The following is a 16,669-nucleotide window of genomic DNA, read 5'->3' on the forward strand; positions in this document are numbered from 1 at the left end:
ATATTAGCTAAACAAGCCATGGACGAACCATTTCTGGGCTGGTGTACGATACACCCACAACCATTGACCTGTAGGGTTTCTGGCAATAAAGTAATCCCGGACCACAGGTTGCTTATCCCACCAACCAGCAACAATTCGCTCGGGACCATGTTGAATGTTTATCTTTTCTTTCACTGGCATTGGCCTTGGTAAGATAAAGCTAGGTCGCAATGAAGTATGGGCAGCATCAGGGGTTGCCGCTTTTGACACTTTCTGCAAAGGTGGGCAGCTAGCGTTAGCTATTTCCGGGCGGTGATCATCAACCACCCGAATGCCATGCACGTTTTGTTTGCCAAGTTTGGCCTGTAAACGTGATACCAGCTCGTTGGCAGAGATAGCGCCGCAGTGCTTGCTAAACATATCCATCATTTGAAAATCATTACCACGGACCTGTCGGGCTTCGACACTAATGGCAATAACAGGAGCCGTGACCTTAATGGATTCCAGGGTTAACTGACTTAACCCAAGCCATTGTTTTGCCTGATAAGCACCTTCAGCGCTATGCACCTGGAAATGCACGCTGTCGGTATCGCGAAGATGTAGTTCGATATTGAGCTGACTACAGCGCTTATCGCGAAATCGTAAAAACTGTTCGAGCAAATGGAAAACTTTAAGCAAAGGTTTTTGTAAGTACTCGAGATTCGATATTTCAAACATGAGCTCAAGATAGTGTTTAAATCGCTCCGACGGATGGTAAAACTCTACGGGATGTTTTAGCTGTCCCTGCAGGCGACCCATGTAAGTGACCAGCTCGATATCAAAGCGCTTGGCAATATCGGTAAGTGGTAAACGTAAAAGATCGCCAATCGATTGCACACCAACCCGGTTAAGATGGTTAATCATTTTGTTGGATAGCTCGCTAACCTGTAATGGTAAAGGACTCAACAAACGATTTAGCGTTTGCTTGTCATCGGTAACCTGATTACAGCCACCGATGGCCAGTAACCTGGCAGCGTAGGGAGAATAGCCCGAGGAAAACTGATAATTCAGAGCCAGTTTCTGTAAATGCTGTTGCAGCAGCTGCCAGTAGTTTTCCAGCCCCTGATACAGGCTCAGCATATGACTGACCCGTAGCAACAGGCCGTTAGGCGGAAATAAGCTGATATCGGCAGTCACCATATATAGCCATTGGGCAATATAAGTAAGTTTGGTTTTTTCCTGTTTTTCATCGTATGCCAATACCTGCAGGTTATGGCACAACGCTGCCGCAGAGCCCAGGCCCATGCCCTGTTTTATCCCAGCACTTTCGGCACTTTGATTGAGTTGCAATACTTCGCTGTTACGGCCATGAACAATAGCGATGGGTAATTGCTCATCGGCCTGATATAGGCTATCCAGCTGTAGGGAAGGGAAGTGTAGATATAACCACAGCATGATGTTAACTGACTTTGGTAGTAGGGAAATACACCAGGTTATCGGGGATTTTCCCTAGGGTTAATGTCGGCCAGTGATGCTGCATATCAATATGAAAAGCTTTTGATGGCCAGCCTCGTTTACGTTTATTAATTTGTGCATCGATACCTGACGGACTAGCCGTTAAAGACATGCTTAAATCCAGAGGAAGCGACAGGGTTTCATAACGTTTTTGTCTGAGCATAAATACTCGGCTCGCGCCTTTTTCGGCAGCTAGCTGCAGGCGTTTGACCTGATGAATTTCAATGGCCTGATCTAACCAGATAAGTACCGAACCACAGGTGCCGCTTTTCAGACACTCTTCTGCTGACCACAGGGCATCTTTTTCCTTATCAGGATTGATAACAATGACCTGCTGTAAATCGATACCTTGAGAAGCCAGCATAGTGGCACTGACGTTTCCTGGTGGGTTAATGAAGATCAGTAACCTCTCTGGATCCGCGGTTAGGGTTGGTAATAATAGTCGTAGCTCGCCGATACTGGTTTCGGTTAATATTTCAATAGCGCCAGCTTTGATTAACCCTCCGTTAAGGTGTTGATCAAGCTCTAAATAACCTGAAGATTCCAGGTTTGGTTCTGGTGTTTTGATGCCGCCGTGCCACACTAAATGACGATGCTGGAGATCTTTAATTAACTTATTCATTAATACCAATTCCATTGAGTTTTTGCACAACTCAGAGTTAGGGCAGAGGTTAAGTTACAACATAGATTTCATTGGTATAGTCTTCTATATTAATGAATGGTATAAATACCTGTATATTTGTACAGTATATTCGATCTTTTTATTAAAGCAAGGCAATGATCCTATGTGTGGACGATTAAATATCAGTGATGATCCTTTTGTAATGGAGTTGATCAACTGGTTAGGTGTTGAAAACCCGAGAGAAAAAGTTAATTGGGGGCGCTTTAAGCGAGCCACGGATCCAATTTCAATTATTCGTGAGGAGCAGGGACAAAGAGTTATCAATGATGCTACCTGGTGGTTGTTACTAGATAAAACCGATACCGGGTTTAAGCCATCTCGATATACCAGCTTTAATACTCGTTACGATAAGCTTGATGTGCCGCGAAGTGCCGGATACGTGCCTTTTCGCCAGAGTCGCTGCATTATTCCGGCAAAAGGTTTTGGGGAGACTGAGTTTCAGAATAAAAAGCCGGTTCATTATTACGATTTGGAAGCCCTTGATGGTGAAGCCATTGCGTTTGGGGGCCTGTATCGGCAATGGGTACATCCGAATACCGGTGAAGTTCGCTTATCCTGCTCGGTAATAACCTTGCCACCCCACGATAGACTACGCCACATCCACTCTAAAGCTATGCCTTTAATTCTCCCCAGGCATGAAGGCTTATTAACCGCCTGGCTTGATCCGAATTACCAGCAGGTGGAAAATTTCCAGTTTTTGCTAAATCCGCACCTGCCTCAGGATCTTAACGCTTATCCTATCGATAAACCGAGCCTGCATCAGGCGATTGGTCAGTCTGAGCGAATTCAAGCTGACCAGCAAAGAGCGTAGCCAAAACATATGGTCTAAACTTTACGGCACAGGTTTACGTACAGTAATGAGAAACAAGTAGATATCGTCAGGAGGCTCTATGCCAGTAGATCATACCGCCGGTTCGAAAACCGAAAAAGACGCAGATAAAAAAGCGGAATCGGAATTCAGTGATGCACTTAAAGACAGGCCGGATGATTATTTTGTACAACGTAAGTTTGCCAAAGCTATCGACTGTCACAAGATTGATCAATCTGCGCCGTTTCACTGGTTAGCTCTGGCGGTGCAGGATTTTATCAAAGCACCGCTAATATCTTTAGTGTATGGGCTGATATTCAGCCTGATCCCTGCTGCGTTAATAGTTCTGGTGTTAGCTACCGATACCCATTTGGTGATATTACCGGCTTCTGTTGCCTTTGCCCTAATCGGTCCGGTATTTGCTACCGGCTTATATGATGTCGCATGGGAGTTGGAAAAAGGTCACAAACCCACCTTTAGGCACAGTCTTAAATCTATGTTCCGAAATCCAGTCGGCGAGTGGGGGTTTGCCATTCTATTAATGCTGATGATGCTTGCCTGGATGCGTATCGCTGCATTGATTCATGCATTGTATCCCACCACATTGAATCCTGGTTTAGAAGAAATGATGGGATTCCTGACACTAGGCACCCTCGCAGGTGCTGCATTATTGGCGGTAGTCTTTACTTTCTCGGTATTTACGCCACAAATTATGATGGAGCGTCGGGTCGATATTTTTACTGCCGTTGCCACGTCCTATAATGCGGTGATGGAAAACCTTGCCGCCATGGTGGTTTGGGCGGCGATTATTATTATTTCGGTGTTAATTGGCTTTGCCACTTCCGCGGTGGGTTTTATTATTATTATGCCGTTATTAAGCTATGCGAGCTGGCATGCATATATCGCGACCATAAAAACAATTCGTCCAAGAAAATATGAGTAATAGGATATAAAGCCTATCTAGGTTTTATCACCGTCAAACATACAAAAAGGGCCTGTAGGAAAGCTTCCCAAGGCCCTTTTTTGAATTTGAAATAATTACAGTGCTAAATCAATAATCATTTCCGTTAATTCTTCTTTGGAAATGCTATTGTCATGATTGGCATCAAATTTTTTGAAAATGCTTTCGCACATGCGCAGGCCTTTTTCCTGCAACAAGCAATGGATTAATTCGACAAATTCACTACGACTGATCGCACCGTCTTTATTTTCGTCAAAAATTTCAAATAGTTCATCGACCCATTCGGTAATTTGCATGATAGTCTTCCAATTAATTGACTTACCGTCACTCTACCCCCTTATAATCAATTTGTGAAGCGGTATTCTGTAATCAGATTTTCCTAAAATGTCATGCAGGGTTATCGCACAAAGCCAATAGGGCGTTTACCTTCAATCCAGAAGGTAAATAGGGCGTCAATAGTTTTGCCGCTTTCCTTCATTGCTATCCAGTTGTTCATAAATTGCTCAAACTCGTAGTCCTGTTTTTGTACCGGGAAAGCCATTCCTATTTCTGGCAATCTGGGTTCAGGGATGACGACGGTGTAATCGGGATACAATAAGGTCCACGCCGAAGCCCCAGCAGCGCCGTATATCATTGCATCGATACCTAACTCGTCACTGATGAAAAATTGCCGCGGCGACGATAATTCGTGTACTACATTATTTGGCATATTTTTTTTCACGGTTTTTTCGTAAAAATGAGTTTCTGGCATACCCAGGACAATACTCGGATCATCGACAATTCGTTGCCAGTCGGCATATTTGCTGCGCTCCTTATCTTTAACTAACAATGCCAGGGTTTCCTGAATATGGGGGTTGGTAAGGTTGTGGTTAATCAGGTTACCTGGTGTTACCGGCACTGAGGCAACAATATCCAGGTAACCACGATTCAGATATTCTTCGATATTTCTTCGTTTAATACGCACAAATTCAACATCAACTTCCAGTTCCTGTGCTAATAAATGCCCGATTTCAATGTCCAAACCGACCAATTCCCCGTCTTTATTGTGGAATGCATATGGCAGGGCATCGGCATAATAACCCATACGTAAGATCCCCCTGACATTGATTCTTTCCATGGTATTTTCAATGGCATCAATTTCCGGAGTTTCATCAGGTGCTGGCTCTTTCAATACCCGGGCCTTGGCGGCAGGGAGCAACAGATCTCGGTCGATGAATTTTTGATAGCCTTCATATTGATGACTAATGGAATTAAAAGTGAATGAAAGGGACGCCAGAATCAATGATGTACAAAGCGGCACTGAAATCATGAAGATAATAAATGGCCGTGTATAAAATTTAACTTTGTGCATGATTACCATAGGTATCAGCATACAAAGTACGGTCATAAACATTACCGATAATAGCGCCGCTAACCGACTAACCAATAGTTGTTCTGCGACGACGTAAAGTTCAAACATTGATGCGGAAATAGCGAATCGTTCGAGGATATTAGGGACTGCAATCATTTGCGAACCGAATAGTTGCAAAACCCCATTTAGGACTAATTTGGGATAATCGTATATAGCGATTTCTTCACCATTGAACCAGGCTGCAAAAAGAATGAAAAGCAGCACTAGCAACTTACCACCCATGGGCAGGCTGTAGGAAATCGGCGCAATGATTGAAGGTAACCGGGTGCTGGAATTATGGTTGTGAGAATGCACAACCAATTGCTTTTTCACATCTTCGGCAATGACAGGGATCACCACGAATATACTACCGGTGGCAAAGCCTGTTATCAGTGCTGAACGGCAGGCAAGAAACACCTGGCTAATGGTTAAAGGGGTAAATATCGCTACTATCAAAGGCAGGATCACAAAGGTTAACAATAGCGTCATTGAAGCTGCGGTGACGAAATACACCAGCAAGCCATCCATTTCATCTTCCGCCAGAGTAGCGCTGGCGTTCCAGGCGATGGCTAACACCCCATAAGGTGCCATTTTCATTACCGTGTTAGTAACCCGGGTTAAAGCCTGACGAATGTCTTTAAAGACGTATAAGCTGCGACGCTTATTGTGAATACCAATAAAGCCAATACCGATAAACACGCTGAATACTACGACAGCTGGTACGACACCATTGGCCATAGAGTAAAAAGGATTTGCAGGTAAAAAGTACTCAAGTGGATTATAAGTTTCTTTCTCGCGAATAATACTTGCTGAATAAAATGCGGCTGAGCTCCAGTCGGGGAAAGCTATGGGGGCAAGTAAAATAATCCCGACAACTACAAATAACAGGATAATAAAGGAAACAGCGCCGTATTTAGCCAGGCGTTTGGCCTGTTGACGGCTCATCGAACCAATGCCGAAAACCAATGACACGGCAATATAGGGCAGAGCCGTCATTTGTAATAGCATAACGAAGCCCTGGCCGATATAATTGATGACATCATTGGTATAGCCAGAGGCAAAGCCAATGACGAGGCCAGCAATCATAGCTAAGATGATTTTATTAGCTTGGGACATTTGAATTCCTAACCGTCCCTGGTGATAACTCCTCGCAGTTTGCTGCTATTGTGCATATATGTCGGATTTTTGGGCATTTACCTGCGCAATTATCATCGACGACTAGCAATCTGATTATGATTAAAATAAAGTAAACAAGATTAAAAAATTATAGATAACTGACTGACAATTGCATTGTTATGACAGATTTATCATTGCAATAAATGTTCATTGCTGAGCTTCCCCCAGGCTCCAGGCTTAAGTGGTTGTAGCTAAAAATAAAAAATGAAAAAGCTTAGTGTTAAAATTAAAGAGCAGTATAAGCCAATTCTGTTCGTAGCCCTGATTTCGTTATTCGGCTACGCTCTGAACTTTTACCCGATCCCTTTGTTTAATAATATCGAGCTGGTACTGGGGAATGTCGCCTTCGTTATTGTTGCCATGCGCTTTGGTATGCTTTATTCGCTACTGTGTGCATTGATCGTCTGTATCTCTCTGACTGAATCCACCGGACACCCTTTCGGCTTTTTCCTGTTTGGTTTAGAAGCGGTATTCATCGCCTGGTTGCGGCGTCGCGGCTGGTATATTTTATATGCAGACCTACTGTTCTGGTTTGTTCTGGGAATGCCAATTACCGCATTCTTGCTGTTCTACCAAATCGATATGCCACAACAGCTCTGGTTTTTAACGACGATCAAGCAGGCATTTAATGGATTGGTATATGCGTGTCTGGCTGGCCTAATTGTTTATTTTTTTCCAGCGCTTTTCGATATTACTTATCAGCAGCAGCCAAGGACGGTGCGTACCCTGCAGAATCAACTGGTATATGCATCATCCCTGGTTATCAGTTTCTCCATTATTACTATCTCGATTTTTGTCAGCCACAAAGTTATAAAATCGCAACACGATATCATTCAACAAAACATTATTGAGCGAAAACATTACTTTGTGCATACCACCAATAATTATCTGCACACCTATCGCTCGGCAATCGAAAATCTGGCGATGATGCTTAATAGTCATTCAGCGCTGTTACATAACGACGCAGGGGAGAGGGAGCCACTTAAAATCATCGAAAGATTTCATAGCAAGTATCCCGATTTTCTTGGCATCGCCGTAGTGTCTGATAGCAAGAAGTTCATTTATAGTAGCCCTGGCAGTTTGTTGACGAAATTAGAAAATGAACAGGGCAGTGTTGAAGTTAATGGTGATGAATTCTTTATCGGTGCGCAGGTAACTTCCAGTAGCTATATTTCCAAGGTTTTTAATTCCAAATACCTGGGAGCCAAGCCGATAATTGCGATTAGCCAAAGGCTCGAGTTGCCAACGGCTGAAGTGACACAAACAGGTTATCAGCCGGTGTTAGCAGGAGCTTTGGATAGCAATAAATTTTCCAAATTGGTGAGCGCCAATTTGATGAATAAGATGTCTTATATCATCACCGATCGCGTCGGTAATGTTGTCTTTGCATCGCAAGAGCTTGACATCGAACCGCTTAAACCGTTTCAGTTTGCTGCCGAACGTGATTATGCCTTTGCTCAGACTAAGTTGGTGCGCTTTAGAACCGAACAGGGCGACTCCGCAGAGTATTTTCTCTCCCAGGGACATCTCAAGAACGGTTGGCAAGCATACGTGTTAGTCGATTCCAGCTCTGTCGTTAAGCAGGTTGAACGGGAATATATTCTGGTTTTTGCGTTATTGATCCTGGCATTTTTAATTGCCGTTTCCCTGGCTCAAAGGATTGGCACCGAATTAACCCAGCCTATGGTATTTATTCTCAAACAGCTGAAGAAATTCGACCGCAGTAATAAGCTCGAATTTGCGCCATTGTTTAAAGGTGCACCGCAGGAAGTTATCTTGCTTTATGATGAGCTACAGCGAAATAAGACCGAGATTTTTGAGTACCAGACCGAGCTGGAAAATAAAGTTGCAGAGCGCACGGATGAATTGGAAAAAGCCAATGAAAAGCTTACTCAATTAGCCCAGAAAGATGGCCTGACAGGTGTCTTTAATCGTCGCTATTTTGACGAGCATTTTGGCTTGCACCGTAAGCTTTCCTATCGTAATCAGGGCAATATGGCCGTGGTGATAATCGATTTAGATCACTTTAAACAGGTTAATGATAAACATGGACATTTATCTGGTGATGAGTGCTTACGAGTGGTCTCGGAAATCATGTGCGAGGAGTTTAGTCGGGAAACGGATCTTATCGCCCGTTTTGGTGGTGAAGAGTTCGTGTTGATGGTTACCCAGATAACCGAACAGAATCTGTCCTATAAACTTGAGCGCTTACGGCGCACAATTGCCGCCACGGTGATATACAACGAAAGTAATCAGCCTTTCCATGTGACTGCCAGTATTGGCGCATTATTGGCGCCGGCGACGTTCAGTGACGATGCTCAGGACTGGATAAAGCTTGCGGATCACAAGCTTTACCAGGCCAAACGCGAAGGACGAAATCAGGTAATTATCGAAATCCTTGATGAAAAGCAGGCAGAAACTGACGCAGAGGCGCTTGCAACGGAAGTGAGTGAGTAATTTCAATTACACAAACTTAATGTGATTGGTCTAAATTCGGGTTTGTTCTTTATCTTTGCTCCAAGCAATCTTATAGTGGAAAAAAACAACAAAAAGGGTAGCTATGAAATTGTTTTTAAAAGGGCTTTTAGTGTTAAGCCTGGCAAGCTTGTCACCACTCGCCAGTGCCAGCGTGCTGATGAAGCCAAATCCGGTTCCAGGCGCTGAATATCCAGCCTTGTTGCAAGGAAATTATGTTTCCGATATCACTACACCAGAATCGTTTTTGGGGTTTGATGTCGGTCAGAAAACCGCGACTCCAGAACAAATTAATCAACTAGTGAGGCTGTGGGCTAGCGAAAGCGATAAGGTAAAACTGGTTGAGTATGCCAAAAGTTATGAGGGACGGTCTTTACATTATCTGGTGATTTCCAGCAAAGAGAATATTAACAACCTCGATAGCATCAAAGAAAACATTCAGGCTTTAAGTGCCCCAGATTCTTTAACGGCCAATCAGCAAAAGCAGTTGCTTAAAGATACACCGGCAACCGCCTGGATGGCTTATAGCATCCATGGTAATGAATCTTCTGGTGCCGATTCGGCGCTGGCACTGATTTATCATCTGATTGCCAGTAAAGATGACGAAACTCAGGCAATGCTTGGCCAGCTTCTGGTTATTGTTGATCCAATGATGAACCCCGATGGTCGCGCTCGCTTTACCAAGCAGCTTGAGCAGAACCGCAGTACGGCTCCGAATTTTGATGTTCAGTCTTTACTGCATTCCGGAGTCTGGCCATTTGGTCGCACCAACCATTATCATTTCGATCTAAATCGTGATTTTTACTATGCGGTGAACCCGGAATCTCGTGGCCGCATCAAGGCCATTAACCAGTGGAACCCACTATTAATGATCGATGGTCATGAAATGGGGGCACTGGATAACTTCCTGTTTGGTCCACCTCGCGAGCCCATCAATGAGCATATCGCCGACAGTATCAATCGTTGGAGCAAAGTGTTCTCGGAAGATCAGGCCGCGGCGTTTGATAAACAGAACTGGCCGTATTACACCGGGGAATGGTTTGAAAACCTATACCCAGGGTATTCGAATTATGCGGAATATCGAGGCGCCATTCATATTCTTTATGAGCAGGCTCGTACCGCCGAAGACGGTGTCAAACTTCGCAATGGTACTATCCGCAGCTATAAGCAATCGGTACACCATCAGTACTATTCGGCATTGGCTAATCTAAAAACCTTACAGGATAACCGTGAAGCAATTTTTGCCGACTATGTTGAGAATCGTAAAAGTCACATTGCCAAAGATGGTAAATATGCCGACCAGTCATTTGTAGTTTTAGCCAATAATAACCACAGCCGAACCCAAGAATTTCTAGACCTGATGGATCTGCAGGGAATTAAATATTATCGCAATGAGCAAACGCTGAATGTTCGTGATGTGACCAACCAGCTTGGAGAAGTCAGTAAGCGTAAAACCATTCCGAAAAACAGTATTATCATTCCTAACCGTCAATATAATGCCCCGCTAATTGCAGCCATTCTCGAATTCGATGCCAACATCAAAGATTCGGTGTTATTAGAAGAGCGCCAGAAAACTTTACGGGATGGTAGTTCAGTGATGTATGACGCTACCGCCTGGAATCTGACCATGATGTATGGCCTAGAAGCCTGGCAGGTGGGCCAGCATTTATCTGGTGGTCTTGGTGAGCACCAGATAAAATCAGGTCAGTTTAGCGATCGTGATAATGCCATTGCTTATTTGATTGATGGAGACGACGATGCGTCAGTTTCCGCAGCGGCGAGATTATTAGAGCAGAATTTAAATGTTCGGGTTTTAGATAAACCGGGCTTATATAACGACATAAAATTTGCCCGCGGTACGGTGGCGATAAGCGTTGCCGATAATCAGCATAAATCGGGCTGGTTAGAAACTCTCAAGCGTATTGCTAATGAGACTCAGGTAAATGTCCAGGCAATTAGCCAGGGGCTTGGCGATGAAGATCTTCCGGATATTGGTTCCGAGCACTTTCAGTTACTAAGAAAACCTCAAATTGCGCTGCTCACTCAAAATGGTATTAGTCCTTATGACTACGGTCATATCTGGCACTTAATTGACACGCAATTAGGGGTACGTCACTCGCATTTGGCGCAAGAGCTAATCGCCAGATCAGATCTACGCGCATACAACGTGCTCGTGATCCCAGGACGTTGGTATGGACAATTGTCGAAGGCAACCTTAGCCAATATTAATACCTGGGTTAGTGCTGGCGGCACCTTGATTGTGTCCGGGAATTCGGTCGGTCAATTCGCCAAAGCCGAAGACTTTATTCAGACCAAACTGCTGAGTGACAGCTTTGAAGATATCCAGGAATACAATCTGGCTTTGACTCGGCAATGGTTATCGGAGCAAGCGAACATCAATAACGCTAAACAGCTTGGTCAGCATAAGGTAAGCGATAGCGTCTGGTATCCGTGGCAAAATACTAAAGATTTAAAACCCATGGATAAGAAACAGTTAAGCCAATGGGATAAATGGACTCAGGCATTTATGCCGTCTGGCGCTTTGCTGGCAACACGAACCGATCAAAAGCATTGGTTGACCTATGGTGTTGATAGAGTGTTACCGGTATTAACGGATGATGCGCCGTTGTTGATGACCAAATCAGTGACTTCTGCGGTAGCTCGTTATGGCGTTTATACCGATAACAAAGAGGCTAAGGAGCGAATGATTGGATGGTCGACAATCCCTGAAGGTAAAGATGTATCATTGCGCATGAGTGGTCTGTTATGGCCAGAAGCGGCGCAGCGCATAGCCAATGCTGCTTACCTGACCCAAGAGCGTAAAGGTAATGGCCAGGTGATTTTATTCGCCAACTCACCAAACTTCCGTGGCGCTACCAAAGGCACAGCCAGATTGTTGCTTAACGCTATGGTGTACGGACCGGGCTTAGGTAGCCGGGCACCAATTCAACTTTAAGCTGAATCTTATTGCAGACAATGAAAAGGGGAGCTTCAGCTCCCCTTTGGTTATTATTCGTTTCGATTATTTAAGGCTAATCGTCGTGTGGATCTCATCACCTTCCTGATGGTCTGGCTCAAACCAACGGGCAGTAACGGTTTTAGTCTGTGTCCAGAATTGCGTTACCTGCTTACCGTTTGGCCCCAGATCGCCCAGTTTCGAACCTCGTGAACCGGTAAACGAGAAATAAGCAACCGGTACTGGAATTGGCACATTGATACCAACCTGGCCTACATCGATATCGTTTTCGAATTTGCGGGCCACGTAACCAGAGGAGGTAAAGATAGAGGTACCATTACCGTTTGGATTGTTATTGATAATCTCAATCGCTTCATCCAGGGTTTCTACCTGCAGGATACATAGAGCCGGTCCGAAAATTTCCTGTTGGTAAATATCCATGTCCGGGGTTACATCAGTAAACAGCGTTGGACCAACAAAGTTGCCGTTTGGATAACCCGGAACGGTAATATCACGACCATCAACCAGTAATTTAGCACCTTGCTCTTCGCCAGTATTAAGGATGTTGATGATGCGTTGTTTCGCTTGTGGCGATACGACAGGGCCTAAATCAGCTCGACGGTTAGTACCGGCATCGATGATTAAGGTTTTAGTTTTCTCAACGATCTCATCTAACCACTCCTGGCTCTTACCTACCAAAATGGTCACCGGATTGGCCATACAACGCTGACCCGCTGCACCAAATGCTGAACCGATTACATCATTAATCGCACGCTCTTTGTTGGCATCTGGCATGACTACCATGTGGTTTTTCGCGCCCATCATACATTGAGCACGCTTGCCATGTTGGCTGGCGTGATTGTATATGTGGGTACCAACCGGTGTGGAACCGATAAAGGAAACCGCTTTTACTAATGGGTGCTCACAGATGCGATTAACCACATCCGGACCACCATGAACAACATTGATAACGCCTGCCGGAACACCAGCCTGAAGCGCCAACTCTACCATTAACATAGAGGCAGAAGGGTCTTGTTCCGAAGGTTTTAAAACGAAAGTGTTACCGCAGGCGATAGCCGCTGGAAACATAAATGCTGGTAGCATTACCGGGAAGTTAAAGGCCGTAATACCGGCGCCAACACCAAGCGGTTGGTTTAACGTATAAACATCGACATTTGATGCTGCATTGTTGGCCATTTCGCCAAGTTGCAAACGGGTAATTGAACAGGCATTTTCTACCGCTTCTAATGCGCGACCTACTTCACCCTCTGCATCTGGCAGGGTTTTACCGTGCTCTTCGGTAATTAGCGCTGCAATCTGTTCGGTGTGCTCTTCAAGCAATTGCTGGAACTTCAGCATAATGCGCATGCGCTTGGTCAAAGACGTCTTGCTCCAGGTTTTAAACGCACGATGAGCGCTTTCAACGGCAGCGTCTACTTCATCAAGGGTCGCCATTGGCACCTTGGCCACAACTTCCTGGGTTGCCGGGTTAAGAACATCTAAATATTGCTGAGATTTTGAAGGGACTTTTTTACCATCTATCAGCAATTCAATTTCGCGAATTGTCATAATTTAACCTTTGTTTTCTGGCCTCATGATATGCGTTTAAGCACGTACCAGTAATTTTGTTGTTGTTACACCGACTGATGTTTTATCGATCTTAGCGTCGATATCTAAAGAATAGTCGGTATCTGTTCTTTGTTGTTTGAGACCTAGATTAGGGAGAAGGGGGCTGTGATTCAAGGATATGGCGCAGGCGCGAAATAAAATAGCGACCAATATGTAAATTTTGCTGAACAAAGCAATTTCAATCTTCCCTAGGATTAAAATAATTCATCCCCGAGACCAACAGGCGTTTAGCGCTTTTCTACTAAAAACTTCCTAGAACATATGGTAAAGCTGTTGTAAATAGGCTGTTAGTATTATATAAACGTCGATGTCACCTGGTTGTAAACAACAACATACAAGTCACAGTGTTACGGGTGATAATAATAAAAAATTCAGGGAGTTAATATGTCAGTAAAATTTAGCAAGCGCAGTTTAGCGTTGGCAGTGTCGGTGGCGTTAGCAAGCCAGTCAACACTGGCAGCAGAAGAAGCTGCACAAGAAGCGGTTGCCGAGGAAGATATCGAGCAAATCGTTGTTGTAGGTAGCCGTGCAGCACCTCGTTCAGTAGCCGATTCACCGGTACCTGTTGATGTGGTTGATGGCGATGAGTTAAGAAAGTCTGGTTCTTCAGATATGCTTGATTTGCTTGTTGCATCGGTACCTTCATTTGCCGCTCGTGCACAGCCTATCAGTGACGCGGCAACACTAATCCGTCCGGTCAACCTTCGTGGTTTGTCATCCGATTCAACCTTGATCCTATTAAACGGCAAGCGCCGTCATCGTGCTTCGGTAATCGCCTTCCAGGGTGGTGGTGTGAACGATGGTGCACAAGGTCCGGATATCTCAGTAATTCCTTCTGTGGCGTTAAAGCAAGTAGAAGTGCTTCGTGACGGTGCCTCTGCACAATACGGTTCTGATGCCATCGCAGGTGTTATGAACTTTGTTCTTAAAGATGATGCCGACGGTGGTTCAATCTCTGCAAAATATGGCGAGTACTATGAAGGCGACGGCGGCACAACAACCGTTGATGGTAACATCGGTCTTCCTTTAGGCGATGATGGCTTTGCTAACTTTAGCTTCCAGTTGAAAAATGCCGATCCGACGTCTCGCAGTGTTCAACGTCCAGATGCAGCCGGTCTAATCGAAGCTGGTAATACCGATGTTGGCGATCCTGCGCAAATCTGGGGTCTGCCAGAAATCGAAGATGACATTACCTTATTCGGTAATGTAGGTTTAGATATCGGCGATGACAAAGAAGTGTACTTATTTGGTAACTACTCTGAGCGCGATGTAACCGGTGGTTTCTACTATCGTAACCCACATAACCGCGGTAACGTCTACTCTATTGATAGTGGCGACGATAATGAAGATTACGACTCACTTCTTGTCGGTGATGTGGGTTTTGCAACGAATGGAATTCCGACCTGTTCGGTTTCCAATGCCTATGTTGAAGCAATGTTAGGCGGAGATGGTTCATCTTCTCTTGTTCAGTCAAATGTTCCAAATGTTCTGAATACGCAGGCTTACCAAGACATGGTTGCCGATCCAAACTGTTTCTCAATGAACCAAATCTTCCCTGGCGGTTACACACCGGCATTTGGTGGTAATATCACAGATACCTCACTAACAGGTGGTGTACGCGGTGATTTTAAGTCTGGTTTTATGGATGGTTTCTACTTTGATTTAAGCGCGTCCGTTGGTCGTAACGAATCAGACTTCAACCTGAAAAATACCCTTAACCCTTCACTAGGTCTGTCGACTCCAACAGAGTTTGATACTGGTAAATACATCCAGTTAGAGAAAACCATTAACTTTGATTTAAGTAAAGGCTTTGACTGGGGCTTATATGAGCCAGTAAACATTGCCGGTGGTCTGGAATGGCGTGAAGAGAGCTTTGAAATCGTATCTGGTGAAGAAGCATCCTGGAAAGCAGGTCCTTACGCAGATCAGGGTTTCAACATTGGTTCGCACGGTTTTAAAGGTTTCGGTCCTGAATCGCAAGGCGTAAATGTTCGTCGTAACGTAGCTGCTTACCTTGATACTGAATTCTACTTCAGCGAAGCCTTTATGGTTGGAGCCGCACTACGTTGGGAAGATTATGACTCATTTGGTAGCACCTTTGATTATAAACTAAGCGGTCAGTTCTCAATTACCGATGACTGGTCAATCCGAGCTTCTCACAGTACCGGTTTCCGTGCACCTACGGTTGGTCAGGCTAACGTAGTTAATACCCAAACCTCGCTTATTAATGGTGAGTTGATTCAGACCTTCCTGGCACCAGCAACCGATCCTCTTTCTGCTTACTATGGAGCAGAAGTGCTAACGCCTGAAGAATCTACCAGTTATACCTTTGGTACCGTATTGCAGTTTGGTGAGTTATTCATCACTGCCGATATCTACAGCATTGAAGTTGAAGATCGTTTAGCACAAACCAGTCAAATTGACGTATTGGCCGAAGATTATGACGCTCTTCGTGCAGCAGGTGTAACGAATCCAGAGCTTATTTCAGCGGTTACTTACTTTGCGAATGACTTTGATACTACAACCACTGGTTTAGATATCGTTGCTAACTACAACATGGAAATGTTTGGTGGTGATACAGGCTTTAGTCTTGCATACAACTACAACAAAACCGAAGTCGATCGCGTAGATGTTCAGGAAGATGGTTCAGTGCGCACTGGCGCAGATAAAGTCCGTCGCCTTGAAGAAGGTATGCCAGAGCATCGTGCGACCTTTACGGTTAGCCAAAGCTGGGATTCGTTCGGCATGTTCGTACGTGCTAACTACTTTGGCGAGTACTGGGCGGTTCACGCCGATGACGCTGGCCCGGGTGGTTGGAACCAGGATGCTGACGCAGCTATCACTTTCGATGCTGAAGTTAGCTACTTCATGACTGAGCACTTCACCTTTACTATTGGTGCAAATAACCTATTTGATCAGGAAGCAGAGCGTATTCCTGACGAGTTCAACGGTGTTGGTGGTAAGTACTACGAAAGTGGTCCGTTCGATTACAACGGCGGTTTCTACTACGGTAAAGTCACTTACAGCTTCTAAGCAAGCTGGTGTTTAAAAAAGGACCTTCGGGTCCTTTTTTGCTTTAAGAAGGTGGAGTCAAGACAGTAAACGTCTTGAAGGTAGAG

10 protein-coding genes are annotated in these 16,669 nt (G+C 44.7%); 5 read left to right on the forward strand and 5 right to left on the reverse strand.

The window, feature by feature from the left end; genetic code table 11:
- Window positions 1-3 precede the first annotated feature (3 nt).
- The gene (locus FNC98_RS03995) at window positions 4-1,413 is read right to left on the reverse strand and encodes a Y-family DNA polymerase (RefSeq protein ID WP_143580048.1); all 1,410 of its coding nucleotides are present in this window, start codon (window positions 1,411-1,413) and stop codon (window positions 4-6) included.
- Window positions 1,414-1,417: 4 nt separating this feature from the next.
- Window positions 1,418-2,095 (reverse strand): translesion DNA synthesis-associated protein ImuA, encoded by a 678-nt coding sequence (gene imuA, locus FNC98_RS04000; RefSeq protein ID WP_185968052.1) that lies wholly within the window; start codon window positions 2,093-2,095, stop codon window positions 1,418-1,420.
- A gap of 163 nt (window positions 2,096-2,258) precedes the next feature.
- Here imuA and FNC98_RS04005 point away from each other — a divergent pair, with 163 nt between their 5' ends.
- Entirely contained in the window at window positions 2,259-2,966 is a 708-nt protein-coding gene (locus tag FNC98_RS04005; RefSeq protein ID WP_143580050.1) for an SOS response-associated peptidase family protein, read from the forward strand.
- A 79-nt stretch (window positions 2,967-3,045) separates the two neighbouring features.
- Window positions 3,046-3,906: a DUF2189 domain-containing protein gene (locus FNC98_RS04010; protein ID WP_143580051.1), complete on the forward strand. Its 861-nt coding sequence runs from the start codon at window positions 3,046-3,048 to the stop codon at window positions 3,904-3,906.
- A gap of 95 nt (window positions 3,907-4,001) precedes the next feature.
- Here FNC98_RS04010 and FNC98_RS04015 read toward each other — a convergent pair whose 3' ends face one another.
- On the reverse strand, window positions 4,002-4,220 hold the full coding sequence (locus FNC98_RS04015) for an EF-hand domain-containing protein (protein WP_143580052.1): 219 nt from the start codon (window positions 4,218-4,220) through the stop codon (window positions 4,002-4,004).
- A 101-nt stretch (window positions 4,221-4,321) separates the two neighbouring features.
- Window positions 4,322-6,430, reverse strand: coding sequence for a cation:dicarboxylate symporter family transporter (locus FNC98_RS04020; RefSeq protein WP_143580053.1), 2,109 nt, complete (start codon window positions 6,428-6,430; stop codon window positions 4,322-4,324).
- A gap of 264 nt (window positions 6,431-6,694) precedes the next feature.
- Here FNC98_RS04020 and FNC98_RS04025 point away from each other — a divergent pair, with 264 nt between their 5' ends.
- Together FNC98_RS04025 and FNC98_RS04030 are read left to right on the forward strand one after the other, a co-directional pair.
- The gene (locus tag FNC98_RS04025) at window positions 6,695-8,947 is read left to right on the forward strand and encodes a diguanylate cyclase (RefSeq protein ID WP_143580054.1); all 2,253 of its coding nucleotides are present in this window, start codon (window positions 6,695-6,697) and stop codon (window positions 8,945-8,947) included.
- 103 nt (window positions 8,948-9,050) lie between these two features.
- A complete protein-coding gene (locus tag FNC98_RS04030) occupies window positions 9,051-11,921 on the forward strand; it encodes a M14 family metallopeptidase (RefSeq protein WP_143580055.1) in 2,871 nt (956 codons plus the stop codon).
- A gap of 66 nt (window positions 11,922-11,987) precedes the next feature.
- On the opposite strand, the gene FNC98_RS04035 is transcribed toward FNC98_RS04030, so the two are convergent.
- Complete coding sequence (locus tag FNC98_RS04035; RefSeq protein ID WP_143580056.1) at window positions 11,988-13,490, reverse strand: CoA-acylating methylmalonate-semialdehyde dehydrogenase; 1,503 nt, start codon at window positions 13,488-13,490, stop codon at window positions 11,988-11,990.
- 444 nt (window positions 13,491-13,934) lie between these two features.
- On the opposite strand from FNC98_RS04035, the gene FNC98_RS04040 reads away from it, so the two are divergent.
- The gene (locus tag FNC98_RS04040; protein ID WP_143580057.1) at window positions 13,935-16,583 is read left to right on the forward strand and encodes a TonB-dependent receptor plug domain-containing protein; all 2,649 of its coding nucleotides are present in this window, start codon (window positions 13,935-13,937) and stop codon (window positions 16,581-16,583) included.
- Window positions 16,584-16,669: the final 86 nt, after the last annotated feature.

The organism is Thalassotalea sp. PS06 (assembly GCF_007197775.1).
In the GTDB taxonomy this organism is placed as follows: domain Bacteria; phylum Pseudomonadota; class Gammaproteobacteria; order Enterobacterales; family Alteromonadaceae; genus Thalassotalea_A.